Here is a 26,116-nt window from a genome sequence, read left to right on the forward strand (position 1 = left end):
TGGTCAGGGCAGGTTGACCAACATCCGTTGGTACCACGCGACGTCGATCCACTGCTCGAACTTCCAGCCCACCTCGCGCAGCTGCCCGGTCTTCTCGAAGCCGCACGCGACGTGCAGTGCCTCGCTCGCCGGGTTCGGCAGGGCGACCAGGGCCACCGCGGTGTGCACCCCGGAGACCGCCATGGTCTCGAGCAGGGCGGGGTAGAGCATGCGGCCGACGCCCTTGCCGCGCACGGACTCGTCGAGGTAGATCGAGGTCTCGCGGGTGGTGTCGTACGCCGGGCGGGGTCGGTAGGACGCCGAGTAGGCGTAGCCCACCACGCTGTCGTCCCGGTCGACGGCCACGAGCAGGTGGTCGCCGGGGTGGTCGCCGTCGAGGCGGGCCCGCCAGTAGTCCAGGTCGGGTGGTTCCATGTCGAACGTCGCGTGAGAGGTGTCGACCGCGTGGGAGTAGATCGCCGCGATGTCGTGCAGATCGCGCTCTCGTGCGGACCGTGTGGAGTACTCACCCATCCGCCCATGATCGCAGGTGGGCCGTGCGACAGAATGGCCGCGTGGCGATCGAACCCGACATCAAGGACTGGACCTGGGTCCTCGACGAGGCCTGCCCGGAGTGCGGTTTCGACAGTGCAGGCGTCGACGTGGAGTCCCTGGGTGCCTCCGTGCGCACCAACGCCGAGGGCTGGCGGGTCGTGCTCGCCGACGATGCTTCAGCGCTGTCGCGACGGCCGTCCGAGACGGTCTGGTCTCCCTTGGAGTACGCCTGCCACGTGCGCGACGTGCACCTCGTCTTCGGTGAGCGACTCCGCTCCATGCTCGGCGAGGACGACCCGCTCTTCGCCAACTGGGACCAGGACGAGGCCGCCGTGGACGGCGACTACCTCGCCCAGGACCCGACGCGGGTCTCTCGCGAACTGGTCGCAGCGGCCGATGCGGTCGCCGCGACGTACGACGCGGTCGCGGGGGAGCAGTGGGACCGCACCGGACGCCGCAGCAACGGCTCGTTCTTCACGGTCGCCTCGATCGGTCGCTACCACCTGCACGACGTCGTCCATCACCTCCACGACGTCGGGCACGACGCGCGGCTGGCCACGGTCGCGGCGTACGACGCGCATGCGGCTGCCTACGCGTCGGCCTCGGCGGCGATGCCCGACAACGTGGCCGACGAGATCGCCTGGTTCTCCGATGCTGTCGCCTCGGCCACCGGAGCCGGCGGACGGGTGCTCGAGATCGGCACCGGCGGTGGACGCGACGCACTGGCCCTGGAAGCCGCCGGAGTTCGCGTGCGCCGCACCGACGTCTCGTCGCGTTTCGTCGACCTGTTGCGCGACGCCGGGCACGAGGCCGAGCGGATCGACCCGCTCGTCGACGACCTGGCCGACCACGTGACGGGTCTGCCGTACGACGGGGTGTGGGCCCACGCCAGCCTGCTGCACGTCGCGCGCGACGACTTCCCCCAGGTCGTACGCCGACTCGCGGAGGCCACCCGCGTCGGCGGCACCCTGCACGTCGCGCTGAAGGAGGGCGACGGCGAGGCCTGGTCGACGCACGGCACCATCGAGGCACCGCGTCACTTCGTGTTCTGGCGGGAGGCGCCTCTGCGTTCCGTGCTGGAGGACGCCGGCTGGCGGGTCGACGAGGTGCGACACGAGGACGGTGGCGGCCAGCCCTGGCTCATCGTGCGGGGGCACCGGCGATGAGGCACACGGAGTTCTGGAGCCGCATGGAGCGGGCGCTGGGCAGCGGTTACGCGCGCTCGTGGGCCGAGCAGCACGTGATCGGCGAGCTGGGTTCGCGCACCGTGGTCGAGGCGTTGTCGGCGGGGGAGTCGCCCAAACAGGTCTGGGAAGCGGTCTGGCGCACGCTCGACCTGCCGTTGCGCGACAAGTGAAAAGCTCCGATCACCTGTTCGATTCCCCGCCTGCGTGTCGCGCTTGATCGAACGTCTGTTCGGGCTAGTGTGAACGTCGTCGGCCGGGGTTCTCCACAGCCCTGCAGGTGGTCGGCACCCATTGTCGGTGGCCCGGTCTAACGTCCGGGACAACACATCGACCACAGACTCGACAAGGACGGACCATCATGGCTGGAGACCGCGACAAGGCGCTCGACGCAGCACTCGCCAACATTGAGAAGAGCTTCGGCAAGGGCTCGGTGATGCGCCTCGGCGACGAGACCCGCGCACCCCTCGAAGTCATCCCGACCGGGTCGATCGCGCTCGACGTCGCGCTGGGCCTCGGTGGCCTCCCACGCGGCCGGGTCGTCGAGATCTACGGCCCCGAGTCCTCCGGTAAGACCACGGTCGCCCTGCACGCGGTGGCCAGCGCCCAGGCGGGTGGCGGCATCGTGGCGTTCATCGACGCAGAGCACGCGCTCGACCCCGAATACGCCAAGAACCTCGGCGTCGACACCGACGCGCTGCTGGTCTCCCAGCCCGACTCCGGTGAGCAGGCGCTCGAGATCGCCGACATGCTGATCCGTTCCGGCGCGCTCGACCTGATCGTGATCGACTCGGTGGCCGCGCTCGTGCCGCGGGCCGAGATCGAGGGCGAGATGGGCGACAGCCACGTCGGCCTCCAGGCCCGCCTCATGAGCCAGGCGCTGCGCAAGATGACCGGTGCGTTGAACAACTCCAACACGACCGCGATCTTCATCAACCAGCTCCGCGAGAAGATCGGCGTCATGTTCGGCTCGCCAGAGACCACCACCGGTGGCCGGGCGCTGAAGTTCTACTCCTCCGTGCGCCTCGACGTACGCCGCATCGAGACGCTCAAGGACGGCACCGACATGGTCGGAAACCGCACCCGCGTCAAGGTCGTCAAGAACAAGGTCGCCCCGCCGTTCAAGCAGGCAGAGTTCGACATCATGTACGGCAAGGGCATCAGCCGCGAGGGTGGCCTGATCGACGTCGGCGTCGAGGCCGGCCTGGTCCGCAAGGCCGGCGCTTGGTACACCTACGAGGGCGACCAGCTCGGCCAGGGCAAGGAGAACGCCCGCACCTTCCTCAAGGACAACCCCGACCTGGCCAACGAGCTGGAGAAGAAGATCCTCGAGACGCTGGGTGTCGGTCCGAAGGTCGACGAGCCCGTTGCGGAGCCGACCAACATCGACTTCTGATGGTCGGTCCCGGCCCTTCGAGCGCGGGGCCGCCGCCCGAGTGGGCGGTGGCGCCCGAGGGCGAGCGGGCTCTCGAGCCGGATCGCCAGGAGCAGCCCGCCTGGCAGGGTGACGTGGGCGACGGGGTCGAGGCGTGGCTGCGCGCCGTGGCCGCCGGCGAGATCACCGCGTCCCCGGACGCGGAACCGCCCGGCGGCACGGAACGGCACCGAGGTGCGGGGCGGCCGCGGGGCACCAAGCGGTCCCGCCGTGCCGGGCAGTCGAACGGCCAGGAGCAGACCGCGAGTGGACTGGCCCCCGATGACGACGGGTCGGGCGACGAGGCAGACCACGAGGCGGTGGCCCGCAAGATCCTGCTCGACCAGCTCACCGGGCAGGCTCGCAGCCGCAAGGAGCTCGCCGACCGTCTGGCGAAGAAGAACGTCCCCGACGAGATCGCCGGCGCGCTCCTCGACCGGTTCGAAGAGGTCGGCCTGATCGACGACGAGGCCTTCGCCCGCTCCTGGATCGCCTCGCGCCAGCCAGGCAAGGGGTTGGCCCGTCGTGCACTGGCCCAGGAGCTGCGCCGCAAGGGCATCGACGACCTCGTCGCCCGTGAGGCCCTCGACGAGATCGACCCCGACGACGAGGACGACGCGGCCCGGCGCCTGGTCCGCAAGAAACTGCGCACCATGCAGGGCCTCGACCGGGTCAAGGCGACCCGGCGGCTGGTCGGCATGCTGGCCCGCAAGGGCTACCCGCCGGGCATGGCGTTCTCCGTCGTCCGCGACGAGCTCGCCGCCGCCGACCAGGTCGACGTCGACGATGACGACCCGGTCGGTGAAACTCCCCGCGACTGGTGAGTCAGATCGAGACCCCGTACGCCTCGTCGTAGAAGGCCGCACGAATGTAGGCCGGCTTGAGGTAGGCGAAGCCGTCGTCACCCCACGAGGTGCCCCAGCTGTTGCGGGCGATGAAGCGGCCGTCGCTGCGGTAGCCCACGATCGCGATCGCGTGGCCGCCGCGCACGGTGTTCGGCTTGAACGTGTCCACCTTGCCGTTCGTGGCGGTGGCGTTGTCCCACGACTCGTCGACCAGGAAGGCGGCCAGGATCGGTCCCTGCTCGGCCAGCCAGGTCTTCCAGTGGGTCAGGTTCAGCCGCAGGTTGTAGTACGCCGAGATCTTGCGGCGGGCGCAGCTGGCGTAGAAGACGTTCTCGCGTCCGGGGAACATCGTCGCGCCGAGGTGGAAGGGCAGGTCCTTCTCGCGGGCCACACCCTGCTTGCGGGCCACGTCCAGGGCGGCCTTGAGCGACGTACCGGCCTCCTCGATGAAGCTCTGCGGCCGTGTCGTGAACTCGTCGGTCTCCTTGGAGGCCATCCACACGTGCCGTGCCGAGAGCTGCAGCGTCTTGGTGGCCTTCCTGGCCTTGACGAGGTGCCAGCGGGCGACGCCGTCGGCGGTGGCCCATCCGACGCAGGACCCTGTTGACTCCTGGTCGTGGATGCCCCACCAGGACTCACGAAGGTCGACGCTGGCGGGCAGGGCGGCGGGGGCGCCGAGGGCTCCGGCGTCGCGGGAGTCGTCGAAGTTCCAGTCCGCGGTCGTGCCGGTCGAGGGCAGCACGTTGCAGACGAAGTGATCGGTGTCGGGGTTGGTGGTCATACCGCAGAGGAGGACGGCCACGCTCGGCCTGATACCGACTGATGGCCTAGCCTCGGGGCATGCCCGAGACCGTGCACGTCGTCGTGCAGTATGGCGGCCGTGACCTGGCCGGCGTGATCCGAGGTGACGAGTCGTGGTCGGCCGCGGCGAAACGGCTGGCGGCCACGATGAGCGGAGAGCCGGCGGCACTGGACCTCTCCGGCACCGACAAGCGTTTCGTCGTCGATCCCGACCTCCGGGTGGGGCTGCGGTCGATGACCCGCGGAGACCTTCCCGACGTGGCCCGCTGGCGCGCCGCGGACCACGTGAACCGCTGGTGGTCCGACGACGGTTCGCCGGATCTTGCGACCGTGACCGAAAAGTATGGCCCGCACATCGACGGCACCACTCCCACCCGGATGTGGGTGGTCGAGGCCAACGGCCGCTCGGTCGGCTTCGTGCAGGACTACCGTCTCTCCGACTATCCCGACTTCGCGCTGCTCACCCCCGATCCGGAGGCGATCGGCGTGGACTACGCGATCGGCGAGGAGGCCTGGGTCGGCAAGGGCCTCGGATCGCGGATGCTCTGGGCATGGCTGCTGCGCACCCGGCACCGGTTCCCCGACGCGGCAACCTTCTTCGCGGCGCCCGACCACCGCAACATTGCTTCGCTGCGCGTCCTGGAGAAGGTCGGCTTCACCCAGGGCACCTGGTTCGACGAGCCGCAGTCCGACGGGTCCAGTGCCACGGTGGTCGGATGCACCCTCGACGTACGGCGGGTCCTGGGCTAGCGCCGTGGGTCCGAAGTCGTTGTGCGCTTGGCGCACCCCGGGCACGCACCTCGCTGCGTTGTCAGAGACTCGACGGCCTGGTGGCCGCCTTCGCTCCTCCGCCTTGCGATGCACGCACCCGGAGCCCGACAACCATCACAGGACCTCGGACCCACGGCGCCAGCGACTCGTTAGTCTCTTCCCCATGGCCACGACCGAGTCCTTCCACGACCTCCTCCGGGTGCCTGCGGGTGCCGTCGACCTGGGTGACATCGACCCGCACGGCAAGCCCGGGTTCGACGACGACAAGGCGGCCGGCGAGGCCGCACTCGCGGAGCTCGGCCCGGAGCTGGCCGAGCTCCAGGAGCAGTTGTTCGCCGAGCGCACCACCGACAGCAAGCGGCGGATCCTGCTGGTGCTGCAGGGCATGGACACCTCCGGCAAGGGCGGTGTGCTGCGCCACGCCGTCGGCCTGGCCGACCCGCAGGGGGTCCGGATCACCTCGTTCAAGGCGCCCACCGAGGAGGAGCTCGAGCACGACTTCCTCTGGCGGATCCGCAACGCGGTCCCGTCTCCGGGCTACATCGGGGTCTTCGACCGCTCCCACTACGAGGACGTGCTGATCGGCCGGGTCCGCGAGCTGGTCAAGCCTGCGGAGATCGAGAAGCGCTACGACGCGATCAACGCCTTCGAGCAGGAGCTGGTCGACGACGGCGTCACGCTCGTCAAGTGCATGCTGCACATCTCCGCCGACGAGCAGAAGGAACGCCTGCTGGCCAGGCTCGACGACCCGACGAAGTACTGGAAGTTCAACCCGGGTGACATCGACGAACGCGCCCAGTGGCCGGCGTACCAGCAGGCCTACGAGGCCGCGATCGAGCGCACCAACACCGAGACGGCTCCGTGGCACGTCGTCCCGGCCGACCGCAAGTGGTACCGCAACCTTGCCGTCGCGCGACTGCTGGTGGAGGCGTTGCAGGGACTCGACCTGGCCTGGCCCGCCGCCGACTTCGACATCGAGGAGCAGAAGGCCCGCCTCGAGGACGAAGCCCCGCTGACGTGATCGAGACAGTCCCCGTCACCCGCTATGTCACGCCGCTGCGCGAGGGCGGCTCACTCCCCGGAGTCGTCGAGGCCGGCGACCTGGGCACCTACGTCTGCAAGTTCCGCGGCGCCGGACAGGGCCTTCGCGTCCTGGTCGCCGAGGTCATCGTCGGTGAGCTGGCCCGACGCATCGGCCTGGCCACCCCGCGCCTCGTCGCACTCGACCTGACCGGCGACATCGCCCGCTACGAGGCCGACGAGGAGGTCCAGGACCTCCTCAACGCCAGCATCGGGCTCAACCTCGGCGTCGACTTCCTGCCCGGCTCCTTCGGGTACGACGGACAGGCCGAGACCGATCCGGCCCTGGCCGCGAAGATCGTCTGGCTCGACGCCTTCACCGCCAACGTCGACCGCAGCTGGCGCAACCCCAACCTCCTGGTCTGGCACGGCGAGCTCTGGGTGATCGACCATGGGGCCGCGTTGTACTTCCACCATGCCTGGGGCGGTGGCGTCACGGACCCGGCCCGGTTCGCGGCGCAGCCGTGGGACCCCTCCGACCATGTCCTGCTCGAGCGTGCAGGTGACCTCGCGAAGGCGGACATCGAGATCAGCAACGTCCTCGACGAGTCGGTGCTCGCCGAGGTGGTCGCCGACGTGCCCGACGCCTGGCTCGACCCGGTGCCCGGCGCGGAAGACCCGGCGGCCGTGCGGTCGGCGTACGTCCGGTTCCTGACCGCACGCCTGACCACCCGGCAGTGGCTCCCCGGGGCGACGTCGTGAGCGCGCTCGCCTACCAGTACGTCGTCCTGCGGTGCGTCCCGCGCGTGGAGCGCGAGGAGTTCGTCAACGTCGGGGTGGTGGTCTACTGCCAGGCCACCGACTTCCTCGACGTCGCGTGGCGCGTGGACGCCGACCGACTGCTCGCGGTGCATCCCGGGCTCGACCTCGACCGGGTGTGCGCCTCGCTCGCCTTCGTCGAGGGCGTGTGCGCGGGCGACCCCCGCGTGGGTGCGGCGGGCCAGAAGCCGATCGGCACCCGGTTCGGGTTCCTCAAGGCACCACGCAGCACGGTGATCCAGCCGGGGCCGGTGCACGGCGGCATCACCGCGGACCCCGCCCGTCAGCTCGAACGCCTGGTCACCCAGCTCGTCGGCTGACCCGTCGCCAGTTCGTGCCGACCCGTCGTGAGTTTCGATCGACCTGTCGCCAGTTGCAAGTGACCTGTCGCCAGTTCCAGAAACTGGCGACAGGTCGATCAGACGGGGACCAGCTCGACGGCGCCGACGGCGTACCGCGCCAGGATCGTGCGGGCCAGGGTCGGGTGCGCACCGAGCGGGTCGGAGACGGCGACCGCGCCGGCCTCGATCGCCAGCTCGGCGGCCCGGTCGGGCAGGAAGCCCGGTGCCAGGAAGAACGAGGCGACGGCGATGTGCCGGCGTCCCTCGGCCCGGAAGGCGCGCACGGCCTCACCGGTCGCCGGCGGCGTGGCCGAGGCGAACGCGGCCTTGACGGGCAGCTTGTGGTGGGTGCCCCAGAGTCGGGCCAGTCGACCGACTGCCTGGTTGGCCAGTGGGTCGCTGGAACCGGCGGCGGCCAGCACCAGTGCGTCGAGCTCGCGGACCCGGGCCACCTTGAGTGCCTCGCGGAGCCGGATGTCGAGGATCTCGAGGAAGGCGGTCTCGAGACCGAGGATCTCGGTCGCACGGATCTGCAGGCCCTCGTGGCGGGCAACCTGCTCGGCCACGGCGGACGGCACGTCGACCTTGGCATGGAAGGCGTCGCTGAGAAGGAGCGGTACGACGACGATCTCGTCGTACCCGGCCCGGACCAGCTTGTTCACGGCGGTGGCGAAGGACGGCTTGGCGAGCTCGAGGAACGCCGTCTCGATGCGCAGGTCGGGGCGCATCGCTCGGACCTCGTTGACCAGGGCGGTGATCGTCTCGGCCGAGCGGGGGTCGCGGCTTCCGTGAGCAAGGGCAATCAGAGCAGGAGCAGTCATGAGAACTGCCTCCCTTCACGAGCGTTGGTGAACGACGCCGTTGTCGTCTGTGGAACTAAGTGGTGTCGAGCTGACCGTCTACGAGTGGATCCCGCATTCGGTCTTGTTCTGACCGGCCCAGCGGCCGGAGCGTGGGTCCTCGCCGGGTGCGACGCGTGCGGTGCACGGCCAGCAGCCGATAGAGGGGTAGCCGTCGTAGACCAGAGGGTTGACCAGTACGCCGTTCTCGGCGATGTACTGCTCGACCTGCTCGTCACTCCAACGGGCGATGGGGGAGACCTTGACCTTGCCCTTCTTGGCGTCCCAGCCGATGACCGGCGCGATCACGCGGTTGTGGGTCTCCGCGCGGCGCAGCCCGGTCGCCCAGGCGTCGTAGTGCGCGAGTGAGTCCGCGAGGGGCTTGACCTTGCGGATCGCGCAGCACCGGTCGGGGTCGGTCTTGTAGAGGTCCAAGCCGTACTGAGCGTCCTGCTCGGCAACCGTGATGTCCGGCTTGATCGTGACCAGGTTGACGTCCATCGTCGCCTCGACGGCGTCGCGGGTGCCGATGGTCTCGACGAAGTGGTAGCCGGTGTCGAGGAACACGACGTCCACGCCCGGGGCGACCTTGGCGGCCAGGTGGGCGAGTACGGCGTCCCCCATGGACGAGGTCACGCAGAACTTCGAGCCGAACGTGGCCACGGCCCATTCGATGATGTCCTCGGCGGGGGCCAGCTCGAGCTCGGCTCCGACGTGGGACACGATCTCGCGCAGCTCCTCGGGGGAGCGGTCGGCGGTGTGCGAGCCGCGGTAGGCAGCGGCCGCCGTCGTTGTTGCTGCAGTCATGCGCCACCTCCTGGGGTGGGTCGGATCATTCCGAGCATCTTGACGGTGAAGGCCCGAAGGCATGAGCGGCATTCCCAACCGACCTGCTCGCCCTCGTGGGGCCACAGGTTCTCGTCCCCGCAGTAGGGGCAGTGGAAGGGCTGTGCTCGCTCAGACACGGGCGTTCGCATTCATCAGACTGCCTCGAGTGCCTTCTCGCCGCGCAGCACCTCGTCGTCAGCGCGCTGCACCCAGTGGGCGAACAGCTCACCCTCCTCGCGCTGGGCGAGGTAGGCGCTGACCACGTTGGTGACGTAGTCGTCGAGACCCTTGGAGGTGACCTTGTGGGCACGGAGCTTCTTGCCGAGCGCGTTGATCAGGCCGATGCCACCACCGAGGTGCACCTGGAAGCCCTCGACCTGGTTGCCGTCCTCGTCCAGGACGAGCTGTCCCTTGAGGCCGATGTCGGCGATCTGGGTGCGGGCGCAGGCGTTCGGGCAGCCGTTGACGTTGATCGAGATCGGGGTGTCCAGGCCGGGGAAGCGACGCTCGAGCTCGGCGACCAGGTCGATCGAGCGTTGCTTGGTGTCGACGATCGCCAGCTTGCAGAACTCGATGCCGGTGCAGGCCATCGTCGAGCGGCGCCAGTGTGAGGGCCGCGCCGAGAGGCCGATGGTCTCGAGCTCGTCGGCGAAGGCCTCGACCTTGTCGCCGTCGACGCCGATCACCACGATCTTCTGGTACGCCGTGAGCCGGGCACCTGCCGCGCCGTACTTCTCGACGAGCTCACCCAGGCGGGTCAGCACGGTGCCGTCGATCCGGCCGACGGTGGGCGTGATGCCCACGTAGAACTTGCCGTCCTTCTGCTCGTGGATGCCGATGTGGTCGCCGTTCGCGGTGGCGAACTCGGGTGAGGTGCCGTCGACGAGCTTGCGCTCGAGGTACTCGTTCTCGAGGACCTCGCGGAACTTCTCCACGCCCCAGTCGGCGACCAGGAACTTCAGTCGGGCCTTCGAGCGCAGTCGGCGGTAGCCGTAGTCGCGGAAGATCGAGACGACGCCCTCCCAGGCATCGGCCACCTCGTCGAGCGGGATCCACACGCCGAGCTTCTTGGCCAGCATCGGGTTGGTGGACAGGCCGCCGCCGACCCAGAGGTCGAAGCCGGGGCCGTGCTCGGGGTGGTCGACACCGACGAACGAGACGTCGTTGATCTCCGGCGCCGCATCGAGCGTGGGGTGGCCGGAGATGGAGGTCTTGAACTTGCGCGGCAGGTTGGAGTACTCCGGGTTGCCGATGTAGCGGCGACGGATCTCGGCCAGTGCTGGCGTGCCGTCGATGATCTCGTCCTTGGCGACGCCGGCGACGGGGGAGCCGAGGAACCCGCGCGGGCAGTCGCCGCACGCCTCGAGGGTGTCCAGGCCGACCGTGGAGAGGCGCTCCCAGATCTCGGGGACGCTCTTGATGTCGATCCAGTGGTACTGGATGTTCTGGCGGTCGGTGACGTCGGCGGTGTTGCGGGCGAAGTCGGTGGAGATGCCGCCCAGCACCCGCAGCGCCTCCGCGGAGAGCAGGTTGCCGTCGCTGCGCACACGCATCATGAAGAACTTGTCGTCGAGCTCTTCCTCTTCGAGCGCGGCGGTCTTGCCGCCGTCCAGGCCCGGGGCGCGCTGCGTGTAGAGGCCCATCCAGCGGAAGCGGCCGCGCAGGTCGGCCGGGTCGATCGACTCGAAGCCGCGCTTGGAGTAGATGTTCCGGATGCGTGCCTCGACGTTGAGCGGGTTGTCGTCCTTCTTGGACTGCTCGTTCTTGTTCAGCGGCTCGAGGTAGCCGAGGGCCCACTGGCCTTCTCCGCGCTTGGGGCGGGGGCGGGGCGTGCGTGCTGCGGGAGCGTCGTTCATCGGATTCCTTCGGCGCTAAATCTTGACGCGCGATGCGAGGCTCCGACGCTGCGACATTGAAACGTCGGGTTGGCCTTCGACCGGCGCCCGTGGACTTGTCTGTCTGGGCGCCCGCTGCTCAGTGGTGGCTGGGCGGCGGGAGGGTCAGGACGGCCAACACATCATGCTGCTGATGCGCCCGAAGTCCACGTGGCGGCGGGCCACGAGGTGCTTGGACGTCTCAGCGCTGATCATGGGTAGGAGTCTCACCCTGCGGACGGCCTTCCCACAACCGTGAATCTCATGGTGTGGACCCGAGGTCCAGATAATGGGACGGTTCAACGGCATTTCCGCCTCCGGCCGCACGGCGACGTGGGGCAGGTCACGTTGTCCGGCGCCGGCCGGGGATGGGGTGTTCCCGGGGAGTCACTAGTGTGTGCCCCATGACCGACCTGTCTGCCACGACCAGTTCCGCCTACAAGCAGGCCCTCGAGGTGATCGCCTCCGTGGAGCCGCGCATCGCGGAGGCCACCCGCCAGGAGCTGGCCGACCAGCGTTCCTCGCTCAAGTTGATCGCCAGCGAGAACTACGCGTCGCCAGCCGTGCTGCTCACCATGGGCACCTGGTTCAGCGACAAGTACGCCGAGGGCACCGTCGGTCACCGGTTCTACGCGGCCTGCCAGAACGTCGACACGGTCGAGTCCCTGGCTGCCGAGCATGCACGCGAGCTGTTCGGGGCGCCGTACGCCTATGTGCAACCGCACTCCGGCATCGACGCCAACCTGGTCGCGTTCTGGTCGATCCTGGCGCACCGCATCGAGTCCCCGGCGCTGGAGAAGTACGGCGTCAAGGGAGTCAACGACCTGTCCGAGGCTGACTGGGAGTCGCTGCGCCACGAGTTCGGCAACCAGCGCCTGCTCGGCATGTCCCTCGACTCGGGTGGCCACCTCACCCACGGCTTCCGGCCCAACATCAGCGGCAAGATGTTCCACCAGCAGCAGTACGGCACCGACCCGGAGACCGGGCTGCTCGACTACGACGTCGTGCGCGCGAAGGCCAAGGAGTTCAAGCCGCTGGTGCTGGTCGCCGGCTACTCGGCGTACCCGCGCCGGGTGAACTTCGCCAAGATGCGCGAGATCGCCGACGAGGTCGGCGCGACTCTCATGGTCGACATGGCCCACTTCGCCGGTCTGGTCGCCGGCAAGGTGTTCACCGGCGAGGAGAACCCGGTGCCCTACGCGCACATCACGACCACGACGACGCACAAGTCGCTGCGCGGCCCGCGCGGTGGCCTCGTGCTCGCGCAGGAGGAGTACGCCTCCTCGGTCGACCGCGGTTGCCCGATGGTCCTCGGCGGTCCGCTCTCGCACGTGATGGCGGCCAAGGCCGTCGCCCTGGCCGAGGCGCGTCGGCCCGAGTTCGCGACGTACGCCCAGAACATCGCCGACAACGCCAAGTCGCTGGCCGAGGGGTTCATGACCCGCGACGCCAAGCTCGTCACCGACGGCACCGACAACCACATCGTGCTGCTCGACGTGGCGAAGTACGGCCTCACCGGCCGTCAGGCCGAGTCGGCCCTGCTCGACGCCGGCGTGGTGACCAACCGCAACTCGGTGCCCAACGACCCCAACGGCGCCTGGTACACCACCGGCATCCGCTTCGGTACGCCGGCGCTCACCACGCGCGGCTTCGGCCACGACGAGTTCGACAAGGTGGCCGAGCTGGTCGTCGACGTGCTCACCAACACCGAGGCCGGCACGAACAAGGCCGGGGCGCCGTCGAAGGCGACGTACCAGCTCGCCGACGGCGTGGCCGACCGCACCAAGGCAGCCTCGGCCGAGATGCTCGACAAGCACCCGCTCTACCCCGGCCTCGACCTGGCCTGACCCAGCGGCCCGGATCAGCGCCAGCGGTACTCGACCTCGGGGCGACCGCTGCCGCCGTACCGCGGGGCCCGGTCGACCAGTCCGGTGTCGGCCAGGTGCTCGAGGTAGCGGCGGGCGGTGACCCGCGAGGAGCCGGTCGCCGCGGCCACCTCGCTGGCCGACATGGCCGTGCCTGATCCGCGGAGGGCGTCGGTCACGTGCTGCAGCGACTCCGCGCTCATGCCCTTGGGGAGGGCGGCCGACGAGCCTGTGGTGCGCAGCGTCCCGAGCATCTGGTCGACCTGGTCCTGGGCCACCTCGTCGCTGCCGCCGGTGAACTGGCTGCGATAGGTGGCGTACTGCTCGAGCTTGCCGCGGAACGTGGCGAAGGTGAACGGCTTGAGCAGGTAGAGGACCACGCCCTGTGCCACCGCGTGGCGTACGACGTCCGCGTCGCGCGCCGAGGTCACCGCAATCACGTCGCACAGGTGGCCCGCTGCCCTGAGCCGTTGGAGCAGTCCCAGGCCGTGGCCGTCGGGCAGGTGCATGTCGAGCAGGATCAGGTCGACGTGTCGGTCACCCGCGAGGTGGCGCATCGCCTCGCCGGCTGAGCGGGCCACCCCGGCGACCTCGAACCCGTCGATGCGGTCGAGGTACTCACTGTGTGCCTCGGCGGCCAGGGCCTCGTCCTCGACGATGAGGACCCGGACTGTCATGACGTGCCTCCCAGGGTGACGACGAACGCCGCCCCGCCCAGGGACGACGGGCCGATCTCGACGCTGCCCCCGTGCCGGCGGGCAGCCTGGCCGACCAGGGCAAGACCGACGCCATGCCCGCCTTCGGCGTCCGAGGTGGCCTTCGTGGTCCAGCCCCTTTCGAGGACGTGGCGCGCGTCGTCGTCGCTGAGGCCGGGACCGCTGTCCTCGACGATGATCTTGAGCTGGGCACCCGATCCGCCGACCGTCACCGCGACGCGACGCGCGTCCCGGCCGGCCACGGCGTCGAGGGCGTTGTCGATCAGGTTGCCCAGGATCGTGACCAGGTCCCGGGCGGGTACGTCGACCGCCCCTGGCGGCACCTCCCCGTCGACCGACAGACTGATGCCGCGCTCGGCCGCCTCGGAGGTCTTGCCCAGCAGCAGCGCCGCGACGACCGGCTCGCCCACGGCGCTGACCACCCGGTCGGTGAGCATCTGGGCGAGCTGGAGCTCCTCGGTGGCGAAGTCGACCGCCTCCGCGGGTCGCCCCATCTCGATCAGGGAGACCACGGTGTGCAGGCGGTTCGACGCCTCGTGGGTCTGTGCTCGCAGGGTGTCGGTCAACCCGCGCACCACGTCGAGCTCACCCGTGACGGCCTGCAGGTCGGTGTGGTCGCGCAGGGTCACCACGGCACCCACGTCGCGATCGGCCCAGGTGGCCGGCGCGGAGCTGACGACGAGCACGTGGTCGCCGGCGACGTAGATGTCGTCGGACTGGGCGGTGTCTCCGACCGCGGCGGCCACGAGGCCGGGAGGGAGACCCAGCTCGTGGACCGACCGGCCCACCACGTCCTCGGGGAGACTGAGCAGCCGCCGGGCCTCGTCGTTGGCGAGCTGCACGATGCCCTCGCTGTCCAGCAACAGGAGTCCCTCGCGGACGGCGTGCAGCACCGCGCTGTAGTACTCGTACATCCGGGCCATCTCCCGCTCGCCCATGCCGTGGGTCTGCCTCCGGAGTCGTCGGCTGACCAGCCAGGCGCCGAGCACTCCCACGCCGAGTACGACGGCCGCGCAGATGCCGACAAGCAGGAGGTCCTGGCGCAGCTGGTCGTCGACGCGGTCGACGGTGATGCCGACCGAGACCAGGGCCACGACCTGGTTGCCGGCGAAGACCGGGACCACCGAGCGGACCGAAGGCCCGAGCGTTCCTCTGTACTCCTGCGTGAACGTGCCGCCCTCGGGCGCATCGCCGAGGTCACCCACGAACGGCTTGCCGATCCGATCCGGCTTGGGATGGGTGAACCGGGTGCGGTCGAGGTCCATCACGACGACGAAGTCGACGCCGGTGTCGACCCGCACGCGTTCAGCGTACGGCTGGAGCCGGACGGACGGGTCCGTCGACGCCAGGGCGCTCAAGGTGGTGGGGGAGTCGGCAACGGTCCGGGCCACGGCGACGGCACGGTCGGCGGCGTCGGCGCGCACGTCACGCCTGGCGTCGTACGCCGCCAGGGCAACCGCCGCGACCACCAGGGCCAGGACGACCAGCACCTGCAGTTGCAGCATCTGACGTGCGACCGAACCTTCCCGGAGGCCGCGAATGCTGGGCATGGGCGCATTGTGCCGCACTCTCTGCTGATCGGCAGTCCGGAACAGGCCTGTTCGAGGTTCTCCGCCGGGCGCGCGGACACGTGCGCGTGGGTCAGGGCAGCTTGAAGACGAGGACGTTGAAGTTGTCGCAGGGGACACCGCCACCGAACTGGACCGCCAGCTTGTCGTTGATGCTGGTGAAGCTCGTCGTCAGGTTGCCGCACGAGTGGGCCACCACGGGCACGAATCTCGTGCGGTCGAAGGGCTGGGAGAGGGTCACGAGGTACCAGCCGTTCGATGCCCACCACGTCACTGCCGGGATCCCGAATGCGTGCTGGAGGCTCGGGGTGAGTGTTCCGGTGACGTGGGCGCCGGCGACAGGCGTCGACCAGGAGGGCGCGAAGGCCGAGGCGTCCTTGCCGTCGATCCGATCCGCATTGAGGTTGGTCACTCGGCCAGTGCCGTTGACGATCATCGGAGCGCTGCTGCGGGTCCTGGTGGTGAGCCGCAGCACCGGGCCCGTCGTGGTTCGGGCGACCACGGTCTGTCGGTCCGCCGTGTTGACCTTGCCGAGGACCAGGCTTCTGCCGGTGGTGGCGAAGGTTGCGTAGTCAGCGCACGTGACCAGGACGACGGCGATGACGAGAGCCGTCAGGGTGACCCGGAAGCGGCGCATGGCAGGTCCTCCTTTCGCAAAATGGTCAGTGTCCCTGACTAAAAATAGTCAGGGACACTGACGAAAAAGTCAAGCAGTGAACTCAACGAACACAACAGTGACGGGCGTCACAGGACCGCAGAGCATGGCTGCACGGGGAAATCGACCCGGACCCACTCTGGAGGACACATGAGCACCATCACCGAGAACCAGGGGACGCCGCCCGGCGTCTCCCGGCGCAAGGACCGGACGCACTACCTCTACCTGGCGGTGATCGCCGCGGTCGGCCTCGGGATCACCGTGGGCATGGTCGCGCCCGATCTCGCGGTGGAGTTCAAGCCGCTCGGCACCGCCTTCGTCGGCCTGATCAAGATGATGATCCAGCCCGTGATCTTCTGCACGATCGTCCTCGGCGTCGGTTCGGTGCGCAGCGCCGCCAAGGTCGGCAAGGTCGGCGGACTGGCGCTCGCGTACTTCACCGTGATGTCCACGGTCGCGCTGGGCATCGGGATGCTGGTCGGCAACGTCCTCCACCCGGGATCCGGCCTCCACCTCGACGCCAGCAGCGCCGGCGCCGGTCAGGAGCAGGCGGCGGGCGCGCACGGCAGCACCACCGACTTCCTGGTCGGGATCATCCCCGACTCGATGCTGTCGTCGCTGACCTCCGGCGAGGTGCTCCAGACCCTGCTCATCGCGCTCCTGGTCGGCTTCGCCCTCCAGGCCATGGGCCGGAGCGGTGAGCCGGTGCTCCGCGGGGTCGGTCACCTGCAGCGCTTGGTCTTCCGGGTCCTCTCGATGATCATGTGGGCGGCTCCCATCGGTGCCTTCGGTGCCATCGCCGCAGTCGTCGGCGAGACCGGCGCGGGCGCCCTCAAGAGCCTGGCCGTCCTGATGATCGGCTTCTACGTCACCTGCGCGCTCTTCGTCTTCGTCGTGCTCGGCACGCTGCTCAAGGTCACCACCGGCATCAACATCTTCTCCCTGCTGCGCTACCTGGCCCGGGAGTTCCTCCTGATCGTGTCGACCTCCTCGTCGGAGTCCGCCCTGCCGCGGCTCATCGCCAAGATGGAGCATGCCGGTGTCGACAAGCCGACCGTCGGCGTCGTCGTACCGACCGGCTACTCGTTCAACCTCGACGGCACGGCGATCTACCTGACGATGGCGTCTCTCTTCATCGCCAGCGCGCTGGGGGACCCGCTGTCGATCGGCGAGCAGGTCTCGTTGCTTCTGTTCATGATGATCGCCTCGAAGGGCGCGGCCGGCGTCACGGGTGCCGGCATGGCCACCCTGGCCGGCGGGCTCAGCTCGCACCGGCCGGAGCTGCTCGACGGAGTCGGCCTGATCGTCGGCATCGACCGGTTCATGTCCGAGGCCCGCGCGGTCACGAACTTCGCCGGCAACGCCGTGGCCACGGTGCTCGTCGGCTCATGGACCGGGGGCCTCGACAGGGCGCGGATGGACCGGGTGCTGGCCGGCCAGGAGCCGTTCGACGAGACCACGATGGTCGACGACCACGAGACCGCGGAGCCGCAGGCGCCCGCCGAGCAGGCCTCGGACGTCCAGGTGCCCGCCGTACGCCGCGAGACCGCCGACGTCTAGCCAGGACGGGCGATTACGCGGACGGGCTCGACGCTCGGGGGAGACCCCGGGCGTCGAGCCCGTCGGTGCGTCAGGCCGTCGGTCGTGGACTCACTCGGCCAGCTTGCGGAACTCGATCAGCTCGCCCCGGGCCGAGAACTCCTCGCACGCCTTGCGCAGGCCGGCCTCGTCGTCGGTCTCGACAAGGTAGAAGCCCACGATCTGCTCCGCCGACTCGGTGAACGGTCCGGCGGTGACCAACGCGCCACCCGCGCCGTCGGGGCGCATCGAGGTGGCCTGGGCAGAGGGCTCGAGGGGATGGCCGAGCACCAAGGTGTGGCCGCCCTCGGCCAGGTCCATGTGGAACTGGCCGTGCGAGGCCATGCCCTTCTCGTGCACCTCGGGCGGCAGGTTGGCCCACTCCGCCTCGGGAGCGGGCAGCAGGATCAGGTAGCGGCTCATGGTGTTTCCTTCCGAGTGGGTGCGGGCCGCGGTGGCGACCTCATCACCCTGACGGACGACGACCTTGGAAATCGACAGGCCACTCCGGGGAGTTTCAGTCGGAGCCGATGCCGACGCGGTTCGGCAGCCAGCGGCCGAGGTCGAAGTCCCAGAGCAGCAGGCAGGCGAAGGAGACCGTCATCAACGCCGCGATCGCCAGGACCGCGGCCCGGGTTCCGCGATTCGGCTCCGAGTGCCGTGCCAGGAAGAGGACGGCCCACGCGACCACGGCCACGAAGCCGTAGAGCCACAGACCCTGGGCCCGATCACTGAGGCGTGCACTGTCCATCGCATTGAGGCTGGCGCCGGCGAAGGTGCCGAAGCCGAGGAAGTGGAGCAGCACCGGGCCGACGTGCCGGGGCGCGCGTCGGGCGAGGAGCACACCGCCGATGCCGACGGCGAGCCCTGCTCCGGCAATGGCGAGGTGTGCCTCGGTCGACAGGCTCAAGGGAGCGTGGGCGTCGTGCGGTCGACGATGGCGCGCAGGTCGCCACCGGGCAGCGTGCCGAACGTGCCGTTGTACGTCGTGCCGAGGCGCGACGCGCAGAACGCATCGGCGACCTCCGGAGGAGCGAAGCGCACCAGCAGCGATCCCTGAAGGCAGGCGGCCATCTGGCCGGCCAGGCGCCGGGCGGAGACCTCGAGCGAACCCGAATCTCCCAGCAGGGAAAGGGTGTTGGCCACCGCTGCGTCGAGGCGCGGGTCGGCGCCGTGGGCCAGCCCCACCTCGGTGATCCACGCGTTGAGCGCTTCGGGTTCCTTCGCCAGGGCACGCAGGACGTCGAGCGCGTTGACGTTGCCCGAGCCCTCCCAGATCGAGTTCAGCGGCGACTCGCGGAACAGCAGTGGCATGCCCGACTCCTCGACGTACCCGTTGCCGCCCAGGCACTCGAGCGCCTCGGCCACCATGAACGGAGTCCGCTTGCAGACCCAGAACTTCGCCAGGGGCAACGCGATGCGACGCAGTGCCGCCTCGTGCGGGTCGTGGGGCCGGTCGACGGCCGCGGCGAGACGAATCGCCAGTGCTGTTGCGGCCTCCGACTCCACGGCGAGATCGGCGATGACGTTCTGCATGAGCGGTTTGTCGACGAGCAGGGAGCCGAAGGCCGACCGGTGCGACACGTGCCAGGCGGCCTCTGCCAGCGAGCGGCGCATCAGCGACGCCGATCCGATCACGCAGTCGAGTCGGGTGGCGGCCACCATCTCGATGATCGTGCGCACCCCGCGGCCCTCGTCGCCGAGCCGCTGGGCCCACGTGCCATTGAACTCCAGCTCGGACGACGCATTCGACCGGTTGCCGAGCTTGTCCTTGAGACGCACGACGTCGAGTCGGTTGCGGGTGCCGTCCTCCAGCACCCGAGGTACGACGAAGCAGGTCACGCCACCGGCCGTCTGTGCGAGCACCAGGAACATGTCGTTCATCGGCGCCGAGGTGAACCACTTGTGGCCGTGCAGGGTGTACTCGCCCTCGACCGACGTGGGCCGCGCCTCGGTCACGTTGGCGCGGACGTCGGAGCCGCCCTGCTTCTCGGTCATGCCCATGCCGGCCAGGGCGCCCTTCTTGGACGACGGGGCCCGGACACCGGGGTCGTACGTCGTCGAGGCGAGCAGGGGCGACCACGCCTTGGCGATCGACTCGTCGGCGCGCAGGGCGGGGATGGAGGCGTAGGTCATCGAGATCGGGCAGCCGTGGCCCGGTTCGGTCTGCGACCACGCGAAGAAGCCGGCGGCCCGGCGTACGTGGGCGTGGGCCGCATCGGACTCCCAGGGCGCCGCGGCGAGGGCGTGGCCGACCGCGCGCTCCATCAGCCAGTGCCACGACGGGTGGAACTCCACTTCGTCGATCCGGTTGCCGTAGCGGTCGTACGGCGTCAGCTCGGGGTGGAACCTGTTGGCCAGCATGCCGTGCTCCCGGGCCTCCTCGGAGCCGGCCTCGGCACCGAGGTCGAGCAGGTCGCCGACGACCGAGGCGTCCGCGTGGCGGGTGACCGCGTCGGTGAGTGCCGTGTCGGACGCCACCACGTTGTGACCGGAAAGTGGTGGTGCCTGGTTCGTCGTTGCGCGAATGTCGGTGCCCATGTCGATACCGTAGGCCCATGTCCGCCACGATCAAGCAGGACGGGCTCACGCGTCGCCTGGCCCGGCTGTTCTGGCGACTGGTCGTGACGACGGTGTCGACCTGCATGCGCTATCGCGTGACCGGACTGGCCGCCGAGGCCGCGTTCTTCGCCGTCCTTTCCATGCCGCCGCTGATCTTCGCGCTGGCCGGCTCGATCGGCTACGTGGGGGAGAACTTCACCGACGCACAGGTCGAAGACGTGCGGCAGGCGGTGATCGATCTCTCCAGCCGGGCCCTGACCGACAGTGCGGTCAACAACATCATCGTCAAGACCTTCGACGACGTGCTGGCGGGCGGACGCTTCGACGTCATCTCGATCGGATTCATCCTGGCCCTGTGGTCGGGCTCCCGGGCGTTGAACGTCTTCGTCGACACCATCACGATCATGCACGGACTCGGCGGGCACCGCGGGATCGTCAAGACCCGGGCGCTCTCGTTCGGCCTCTACGTGCTCGGACTGGTCACCGGCGTGATCACGATCCCACTCGTGGTGGCCGGGCCGCAGTTGGTCGGTCACTGGCTGCCCGAGCGCCTGGGCTTCCTGGCCGATCTCTACTGGCCGATCGTGATCGTGCTGTGCATCTGCTTCCTCGCGACCCTCTACCACGTGTCCGTCCCGGTGCGGACGGCCTGGCGATACAACCTGCCGGGCGCCACGTTCAGCCTGGTCAGCTGGGTCTTCGGCTCCTACCTGCTCCGTTGGGTCCTCACTGTGACCGCCGCCGACTCCAAGTCCGTCTACGGACCACTCGCCGCGCCCATCGCCGTACTCCTGTGGCTCTACCTGGTCTCGATCGCCGTGCTGATCGGGGCCGCGCTGAACGCGGCGTGTGACGCGGTCTTCCCACAGAACTCCACGCAGCGGGCCCGCACCGAGCTGATGAAGCGGATCAATGCCGTGCTCCCGTCGCGCCTCACTGAGCGCTACACCTCGCCCAAGGACGAGCGCCCGGCGAAGCCCGACCAGGAGGCGCCGGCGAAGCCCAAGGACGAACGCCCGGCGAAGGCCACGCCCGAACGCCAGGCGAAGCGCCTTGTCGAGCGCCCCGTGGAGGGCACGCCGCCGCAATGAGGCCTCCGAGCCGTGTCACACTGACGCCCGTGTCCACACGATTCGACGGCGTCCCCGGGGTGGCTGCCGCGCCCTCGAGCGGGGTGTGGTGATGCAGCACGACGAGCAGACGGTCCAACGAGTGCTCCAGGGCGTCGCGCTCCCGGCCCGTGCCCGCTCCCCGTGGTGGGAGCTGGGCCGGCGTCTCCTGCTGGCCTTCGGGATCCTGGCCGGCACCGTGCTCCTGGTGTGGCTCGACCGCAAGGGATACCGCGACGCCAACGACCCGACGGGCGCCGTGGACCTGGTCGATGCGATCTACTACACGACCGTCACACTGAGCACGACCGGGTACGGCGACATCACGCCAGTGGAGACGTCAGCACGACTGGTGAACGCCTTCGTGATCACGCCGGCACGCATCGCGTTCCTGGTGCTCTTGATCGGTACGACGCTCGAGGTGCTCGCTGCCCAGGGCCGAGAGATGTTCCGGGTTGCCCGGTGGAGGAAGAAGATGCAGGATCACGTCGTCGTCATCGGTTACGGCACCAAGGGCCGCAGTGCCGCCAACACGTTGGTCCAGAACGGCAGGGACCCCGAGACGATCGTGGTGGTCGACCCCAGGTCGAGCGCACGCGACGAGGCCAACGCCGACGGCCTGGCCGTGCTCGCCGGCGATGCCACCCGCCGTGACGTGCTGCGTCGCGCCGGTGTGGGCCGGGCCAGCCAGGTGATCATCACGACCGACCACGACGCCAACACGATGATGGCGACCCTCACCGTGCGCCAGATCAACCCCGACGCCTACATCGTGGCCGCGGTCCGCGAGCAGGACAACGTGCCCCTGGTCCGCCAGAGTGGTGCCGACGCGGTGGTCACCTCCAGCGAGGCCGTGGGTCGCCTGCTGGGCCTCTCGTCCATGTCGCCGACGCTGGGGGAGGTCATGGAGGACCTGATGACCTACGGCGCCGGCCTCGAGGTCGCCGAGCGCGACCTCCTGGTCAAGGAGGTCGGCAAGCAGCCGCAGTCGCTTCCCGACCAGGTCATCGCGGTGGTCCGCGACGAGCAGGTCTACCGCTACTTCGACCCGGTGGTGACCCAGCTGGCGCGCGGCGACCGGCTGATCGTCGTACGCCCGGCCAAGGAGCAGCCGTGGGCGCCGCGTCCCGGCACCCACGACGAGGACACCGCCGACGAGGACGACTGAGCCTCGAGGCTGAGTCGTCCTCGCCGGCCGGTCTCAGACCGTCGCGGCGACGCCCGCACGCAGTCCGTCGACCAGGGGCGTGGTCGGGTGGCCGATCAGCGCGCTCAGCTCGCCGTTCGTGACCCCGAGCAGCCCGTCGCGGGTGTTGCCGTCGAGGGCGACCACGAATCCGGCCGTGCCCTCGTCGAGGCCGGCGGCGACCAGCAGCCGCTGGTGCTCGTCGGGCGTGACCGACTGGAGGGCGACCTCGCGACCGGTCGCCTGCCCGATCGCGTCTGCCAGCTCCTGCTGGTCCCACGAGGTGTCACCCGACAGCTCGAAGGTCCGGCCGGCCGTGCTGTCGTCGAGCAGGACCACCGCGGCCGCCTCGGCGTAGTCGCTGCGGCTGGCGCTGGAGATGCGGCCCTCGCCGGCGCTGGTGAGGAGTACGCCGGTCTGGCGGGCCTGCTCGGCGGCCTGGAGGTAGTTCTCGGTGTACCAACCGTTGCGCAGGATGGTGGCCGGCAGTCCGGAGGCGGCGATGAGCTCCTCGGTGGCCTTGTGCTCCGGGGCCAGGACGAGCGCCGTGTCGTCGGCCTTCGGCGCGCTCGTGTAGACGAGGCGCTTGACGCCCGCTGCCTTGGCGGCGTCGATCACGTTGCCGTGCTGTACGACGCGCTGGCCCAGCTCGTTGCCCGAGATCAGCAGCACGGTGTCGTCGCGGGAGAACAGGTCGGCCAGGCTCGCGGGATCGCTGAGGTCGATCGACCGGGTGTGGACACCCCGGGCCGCGAGGGCGGCGAGCCTGTCGGCATTGCGTCCGGCGGCAACGATGTCGTGCGGCGCGGCGCCGCGGTCGAGCAGCGCGTCGACGGTGAGTGTGCCGAGCTGGCCCGTGGCGCCGATGACGATGTAGGACATGGGGTTCCTTTCGGTGGATGCTTTCACCGACTGGAACGAGCGACCGGTCGCCATACTTCCCAATCCACAGTACGCACTTTGGAGTAAGGTACTGACGTGAAAGTTAGCGAGTCGCCGTTGAGGGACATCCCGGGCCTGGAGGGCGGAGTCTTCCAGGCCCAGTGTCCGAGCCGCACCCTCCTCGATCACGTCACGAGCAAGTGGGGCGTGCTGGTGCTCCTGTCGCTGGGCACCGACACCCTGCGCTGGAGCGAGCTGCGCCGTTGCATCGAGGGGATCAGCGAGAAGATGCTCGCCCAGACGCTGAAGACCCTGGAGGCCGACGGGCTGGTCCGCCGGGTCGCGCAGCCGGTCGTGCCCCCACATGTCGAGTACAACCTGACCGAGGCCGGCCGGGAGGTCCACGGGCACCTGCTGCCCCTGATGCGCTGGGTCGGCACCAACGCCGACCGGATCATCTCTGCGCGGACCTGAGCACGAGGCCCGGGCACTGCGCGATCAGGTGACCTGCGGTGCCGACGTACGGGCTGCCTTCTTGGCGGCTGCCTCGGCTCGGCGCTCCACGAACCTGGCCGCCTCGGCGTCCAGGGCGGCGACCGCGGCCGCGAGCTCCTCGCGCGCCTTCTCCCCGTCGGCGTCGAGGCCCTCGAGATCCCAGACGCCCCACTGTCGCAGCAGCGGAGTGACGATGTCGTCGTGGTGGATCCGCAGGTCGTAGATCCCTGCCTTGGCCATCGCCACCGCCTTGCGCGAGAAGCCGGGGATGATGTTGCCGGGCATCTGGAAGCCGACGACCTCCTCGGTGATCGCGCGCATCGTCTGGCTCGGCGTGAGCTGGAGGGCCGCGGTGACGATGTTGCGGTAGAAGATCATGTGCAGGTTCTCGTCCTTGGCGACCCGGGAGAGCAGCTTCTCGGCGACCGGCTCCTCGGTGTAGCGCCCGGTGTTGCGGTGCGAGACCCGGGTTGCGAGCTCCTGGAAGGACACGTAGGCGCAGACGTTGAGCAACGGCTTGTCGACGGAGTCGTAGCCGACCTCCATGGTCTCCATCCGGGCCCGCTCGAGCTCGACCGGATCGACACCGCGAGTGACGAGGAGGTAGTCGCGGATGCAGAAGGCGTGGCGACCCTCCTCGGCGGTCCAGCGGTTGACCCAGGTGCCCCAGGCGCTCTCGCGACCGAAGGCCCGGTCGATCTCGCGGTGGTAGCTCGGCAGGTTGTCCTCGGTCAGCAGGTTGACCTCGAGCGCCGTACGAGCGATGGGGGACAGTCGTGACTGCGCGAGCTCCCACGGCTCGCCACCGAGGTCGGCGAAGTCGCGGCCGAGGCTCCAGGGCACGTACTCGTGCGGCATCCACTCGTCTGCCGTGGCCAGGTGTCGGTTGAGGTTGTCCTCGACCGTCGATTCGAGTTCTGCGAGCAGGTGGGCACTTTCGAGAGCAGCCATGAACCATGCCTACACCCACCGTGGTTCGGTGACCAGAGGCCCCGGGGCGATGTCGTGCGGGGACTCGCAGGCCGGAGCGGGCAGGGAGCCGGGGAGCACCTAGGAGCTAGATGCGCATTGAAAGTGTCACAGGTGAGCAGTATCGTGCGCACATGACTTCCACGACGCTTCCACCCTTCCATCTCGCGCTCCCGGTCCACGACATCGACGCGGCTCGTCGCTTCTACGGGGAGGTGCTCGGCTTCGATCGAGGGCGCTCGGCCGAGCGATGGACCGACTGGAACGTGGCCGGCCACCAGGTCGTCACGCACCAGGTCGACGAGCACGTGAACGCCGTGGCCGGCACCAATCTTGTCGACGGCCATCAGGTGCCCGTCCCGCACTTCGGGCTGGTCCTGGCTGTCGACGCGTTCCGCGAGCTGGCTGACCGACTCACAGCAGCGGGCACCGACTTCGTCATCGAGCCCTACGTGCGGTTCGAGGGGGAGCCCGGAGAGCAGTGGACGATGTTCTTCCTCGACCCGTCCGGAAACGCGCTGGAGTTCAAGGCGTTCCGCGACATCGACCAGCTGTTCGCGGAGTAGACGCATGGAGCACTCCGGGGGTGCGACCGATGCCGCACACCTCACCGATCACGGAGCGCTCGACGACGACCTGCTGGGTCGACTCGGCGGCAGGGTCCGGGAGCTGCGCGCCGGGAAGTCGATGACGGTCCAGCAGCTCGCCGAGCGATCCGGGATCAGTCGCCGGCTGATGACCCAGATCGAGCTGGGTCAGGCGAACCCCAGCCTCGTGACGGTGACTCGGATCGCGCGTCAGCTCGACACTGACTTCGCTGCCCTCGTTGCTGCCCGCGAGCCCGAGCAGCCGATCACGGTGCACGGTGGCGACGCGCACGTCCTGGTGTGGACCGGTGAGCCGGGCAGTGCCGCGCACCTGCTCGAGTCCGCCGACGAGCGAGTGGTCGACCTGTGGCGCTGGAGGCTGGTGCCCGGGGACAGCTACCGCGGCCACGCCGACCCCGCGCGTTCGCAGGAGCTGTTCTACGTGCTCAAGGGCGAGTTGACTGTCTTCGTCGACGACCAGCGAGTGGTCATCCGTGCGGGGGAGTCGGCTCTGTTGCGCAGCGATCGGCCCTACTCCTACGAGAACTCCGCGAAGACGCCTGTGGAGTTCGTGCGGTCCGTCCTGCTGTCCACCTGAACCCTTCAGGACAACGCTTTCGAATGGCGACTACGTCGCTGCGCGCCGCCTGGGTGACGAGTACCGAAGGCGGAAT

28 protein-coding genes are annotated in these 26,116 nt (G+C 69.4%); 15 read left to right on the forward strand and 13 right to left on the reverse strand.

Annotation, left to right across the window (positions count from 1 at the left end; genetic code table 11):
• Positions 1 to 3 precede the first annotated feature (3 nt).
• The gene (locus tag ASH02_RS10465; protein ID WP_056677285.1) at positions 4 to 513 is read right to left on the reverse strand and encodes a GNAT family N-acetyltransferase; all 510 of its coding nucleotides are present in this window, start codon (positions 511 to 513) and stop codon (positions 4 to 6) included.
• 41 nt (positions 514 to 554) lie between these two features.
• Between ASH02_RS10465 and ASH02_RS26065 the strand changes: the two genes are divergently transcribed.
• From ASH02_RS26065 to ASH02_RS10490, 4 genes are all read left to right on the forward strand, one after another.
• Complete coding sequence (locus tag ASH02_RS26065; protein ID WP_156409748.1) at positions 555 to 1,700, forward strand: class I SAM-dependent methyltransferase; 1,146 nt, start codon at positions 555 to 557, stop codon at positions 1,698 to 1,700.
• A complete protein-coding gene (locus ASH02_RS10480) occupies positions 1,697 to 1,891 on the forward strand; it encodes a DUF3046 domain-containing protein (RefSeq protein ID WP_056677288.1) in 195 nt (64 codons plus the stop codon). Before ASH02_RS26065 ends, ASH02_RS10480 begins: the two co-directional genes overlap by 4 nt.
• A 188-nt stretch (positions 1,892 to 2,079) precedes the next feature.
• Positions 2,080 to 3,114, forward strand: coding sequence for a recombinase RecA (gene recA / locus ASH02_RS10485; protein ID WP_056677294.1), 1,035 nt, complete (start codon positions 2,080 to 2,082; stop codon positions 3,112 to 3,114).
• The gene (locus ASH02_RS10490) at positions 3,114 to 3,956 is read left to right on the forward strand and encodes a regulatory protein RecX (protein ID WP_082620851.1); all 843 of its coding nucleotides are present in this window, start codon (positions 3,114 to 3,116) and stop codon (positions 3,954 to 3,956) included. Before recA ends, ASH02_RS10490 begins: the two co-directional genes overlap by 1 nt.
• Before the next feature lies 1 nt (position 3,957).
• On the opposite strand, the gene ASH02_RS10495 is transcribed toward ASH02_RS10490, so the two are convergent.
• Positions 3,958 to 4,758 (reverse strand): C1 family peptidase, encoded by an 801-nt coding sequence (locus tag ASH02_RS10495; protein WP_082599445.1) that lies wholly within the window; start codon positions 4,756 to 4,758, stop codon positions 3,958 to 3,960.
• 59 nt (positions 4,759 to 4,817) lie between these two features.
• Between ASH02_RS10495 and ASH02_RS10500 the strand changes: the two genes are divergently transcribed.
• The 4 genes from ASH02_RS10500 to ASH02_RS10515 all read left to right on the forward strand — a co-directional run bounded on the left by ASH02_RS10500 (position 4,818) and on the right by ASH02_RS10515 (position 7,708).
• Entirely contained in the window at positions 4,818 to 5,528 is a 711-nt protein-coding gene (locus tag ASH02_RS10500; protein ID WP_057294711.1) for a GNAT family N-acetyltransferase, read from the forward strand.
• Between the two features lie 184 nt (positions 5,529 to 5,712).
• Complete coding sequence (locus ASH02_RS10505) at positions 5,713 to 6,570, forward strand: PPK2 family polyphosphate kinase (protein ID WP_056890953.1); 858 nt, start codon at positions 5,713 to 5,715, stop codon at positions 6,568 to 6,570.
• Positions 6,567 to 7,331: a HipA family kinase gene (locus tag ASH02_RS10510; protein ID WP_056890954.1), complete on the forward strand. Its 765-nt coding sequence runs from the start codon at positions 6,567 to 6,569 to the stop codon at positions 7,329 to 7,331. The genes ASH02_RS10505 and ASH02_RS10510 overlap by 4 nt, the downstream gene beginning before the upstream one ends.
• A complete protein-coding gene (locus ASH02_RS10515) occupies positions 7,328 to 7,708 on the forward strand; it encodes a DUF3037 domain-containing protein (RefSeq protein WP_056891439.1) in 381 nt (126 codons plus the stop codon). The genes ASH02_RS10510 and ASH02_RS10515 overlap by 4 nt, the downstream gene beginning before the upstream one ends.
• Before the next feature lie 98 nt (positions 7,709 to 7,806).
• Here ASH02_RS10515 and ASH02_RS10520 read toward each other — a convergent pair whose 3' ends face one another.
• The 3 genes from ASH02_RS10520 to ASH02_RS10530 all read right to left on the reverse strand — a co-directional run bounded on the left by ASH02_RS10520 (position 7,807) and on the right by ASH02_RS10530 (position 11,252).
• The gene (locus tag ASH02_RS10520; RefSeq protein WP_056677305.1) at positions 7,807 to 8,550 is read right to left on the reverse strand and encodes a sirohydrochlorin chelatase; all 744 of its coding nucleotides are present in this window, start codon (positions 8,548 to 8,550) and stop codon (positions 7,807 to 7,809) included.
• 78 nt (positions 8,551 to 8,628) lie between these two features.
• Positions 8,629 to 9,375, reverse strand: coding sequence for a phosphoadenylyl-sulfate reductase (locus tag ASH02_RS10525; protein WP_056677308.1), 747 nt, complete (start codon positions 9,373 to 9,375; stop codon positions 8,629 to 8,631).
• A 173-nt stretch (positions 9,376 to 9,548) separates the two neighbouring features.
• Positions 9,549 to 11,252 (reverse strand): nitrite/sulfite reductase, encoded by a 1,704-nt coding sequence (locus ASH02_RS10530; RefSeq protein WP_056677310.1) that lies wholly within the window; start codon positions 11,250 to 11,252, stop codon positions 9,549 to 9,551.
• A gap of 422 nt (positions 11,253 to 11,674) precedes the next feature.
• Here ASH02_RS10530 and ASH02_RS10535 point away from each other — a divergent pair, with 422 nt between their 5' ends.
• Entirely contained in the window at positions 11,675 to 13,117 is a 1,443-nt protein-coding gene (locus ASH02_RS10535) for a glycine hydroxymethyltransferase (protein WP_056677313.1), read from the forward strand.
• 14 nt (positions 13,118 to 13,131) lie between these two features.
• On the opposite strand, the gene ASH02_RS10540 is transcribed toward ASH02_RS10535, so the two are convergent.
• The 3 genes from ASH02_RS10540 to ASH02_RS10550 all read right to left on the reverse strand — a co-directional run bounded on the left by ASH02_RS10540 (position 13,132) and on the right by ASH02_RS10550 (position 16,056).
• Positions 13,132 to 13,812 (reverse strand): response regulator, encoded by a 681-nt coding sequence (locus ASH02_RS10540; protein ID WP_056890956.1) that lies wholly within the window; start codon positions 13,810 to 13,812, stop codon positions 13,132 to 13,134.
• Positions 13,809 to 15,401, reverse strand: a complete 1,593-nt coding sequence (locus ASH02_RS10545) for a sensor histidine kinase (RefSeq protein ID WP_057294712.1) — start codon at positions 15,399 to 15,401, stop codon at positions 13,809 to 13,811. Before ASH02_RS10545 ends, ASH02_RS10540 begins: the two co-directional genes overlap by 4 nt.
• 91 nt (positions 15,402 to 15,492) lie before the next feature.
• Positions 15,493 to 16,056, reverse strand: a complete 564-nt coding sequence (locus tag ASH02_RS10550; protein ID WP_057294713.1) for a hypothetical protein — start codon at positions 16,054 to 16,056, stop codon at positions 15,493 to 15,495.
• A gap of 168 nt (positions 16,057 to 16,224) precedes the next feature.
• On the opposite strand from ASH02_RS10550, the gene ASH02_RS10555 reads away from it, so the two are divergent.
• Complete coding sequence (locus ASH02_RS10555; RefSeq protein ID WP_056890959.1) at positions 16,225 to 17,634, forward strand: cation:dicarboxylate symporter family transporter; 1,410 nt, start codon at positions 16,225 to 16,227, stop codon at positions 17,632 to 17,634.
• Between the two features lie 90 nt (positions 17,635 to 17,724).
• Here ASH02_RS10555 and ASH02_RS10560 read toward each other — a convergent pair whose 3' ends face one another.
• The 3 genes from ASH02_RS10560 to ASH02_RS10570 form a co-directional block, all read right to left on the reverse strand.
• Positions 17,725 to 18,075 (reverse strand): YciI family protein, encoded by a 351-nt coding sequence (locus ASH02_RS10560; protein WP_057294714.1) that lies wholly within the window; start codon positions 18,073 to 18,075, stop codon positions 17,725 to 17,727.
• Between the two features lie 94 nt (positions 18,076 to 18,169).
• Complete coding sequence (locus tag ASH02_RS10565; protein ID WP_056677334.1) at positions 18,170 to 18,562, reverse strand: hypothetical protein; 393 nt, start codon at positions 18,560 to 18,562, stop codon at positions 18,170 to 18,172.
• The gene (locus ASH02_RS10570; protein ID WP_056890962.1) at positions 18,559 to 20,193 is read right to left on the reverse strand and encodes an acyl-CoA dehydrogenase family protein; all 1,635 of its coding nucleotides are present in this window, start codon (positions 20,191 to 20,193) and stop codon (positions 18,559 to 18,561) included. The genes ASH02_RS10565 and ASH02_RS10570 overlap by 4 nt, the downstream gene beginning before the upstream one ends.
• 17 nt (positions 20,194 to 20,210) lie before the next feature.
• Between ASH02_RS10570 and ASH02_RS10575 the strand changes: the two genes are divergently transcribed.
• Entirely contained in the window at positions 20,211 to 21,305 is a 1,095-nt protein-coding gene (locus ASH02_RS10575; RefSeq protein ID WP_235530050.1) for a YihY/virulence factor BrkB family protein, read from the forward strand.
• Positions 21,306 to 21,396: 91 nt separating this feature from the next.
• Positions 21,397 to 22,491, forward strand: a complete 1,095-nt coding sequence (locus ASH02_RS10580) for a potassium channel family protein (RefSeq protein ID WP_056679267.1) — start codon at positions 21,397 to 21,399, stop codon at positions 22,489 to 22,491.
• 33 nt (positions 22,492 to 22,524) lie between these two features.
• On the opposite strand, the gene ASH02_RS10585 is transcribed toward ASH02_RS10580, so the two are convergent.
• The gene (locus ASH02_RS10585) at positions 22,525 to 23,391 is read right to left on the reverse strand and encodes an SDR family oxidoreductase (RefSeq protein ID WP_056677338.1); all 867 of its coding nucleotides are present in this window, start codon (positions 23,389 to 23,391) and stop codon (positions 22,525 to 22,527) included.
• A gap of 96 nt (positions 23,392 to 23,487) precedes the next feature.
• On the opposite strand from ASH02_RS10585, the gene ASH02_RS10590 reads away from it, so the two are divergent.
• Positions 23,488 to 23,865: a winged helix-turn-helix transcriptional regulator gene (locus tag ASH02_RS10590; protein WP_235530051.1), complete on the forward strand. Its 378-nt coding sequence runs from the start codon at positions 23,488 to 23,490 to the stop codon at positions 23,863 to 23,865.
• Positions 23,866 to 23,889: 24 nt separating this feature from the next.
• Here the strand turns inward: ASH02_RS10590 and ASH02_RS10595 are convergent, their stop codons facing one another.
• Positions 23,890 to 24,837 carry an acyl-ACP desaturase gene (locus tag ASH02_RS10595; protein WP_056890963.1) on the reverse strand — a complete coding sequence of 316 codons (948 nt, stop codon included), beginning with the start codon at positions 24,835 to 24,837 and terminating at the stop codon, positions 23,890 to 23,892.
• Positions 24,838 to 24,989: 152 nt separating this feature from the next.
• On the opposite strand from ASH02_RS10595, the gene ASH02_RS10600 reads away from it, so the two are divergent.
• Together ASH02_RS10600 and ASH02_RS10605 are read left to right on the forward strand one after the other, a co-directional pair.
• Positions 24,990 to 25,421: a VOC family protein gene (locus ASH02_RS10600; RefSeq protein WP_056890964.1), complete on the forward strand. Its 432-nt coding sequence runs from the start codon at positions 24,990 to 24,992 to the stop codon at positions 25,419 to 25,421.
• Positions 25,422 to 25,425: 4 nt separating this feature from the next.
• Entirely contained in the window at positions 25,426 to 26,040 is a 615-nt protein-coding gene (locus ASH02_RS10605) for a helix-turn-helix domain-containing protein (protein ID WP_056890965.1), read from the forward strand.
• Positions 26,041 to 26,116: the final 76 nt, after the last annotated feature.

This window comes from Nocardioides sp. Soil796 (genome assembly GCF_001429525.1).
Classification (GTDB): Bacteria; Actinomycetota; Actinomycetes; order Propionibacteriales; family Nocardioidaceae; genus Nocardioides.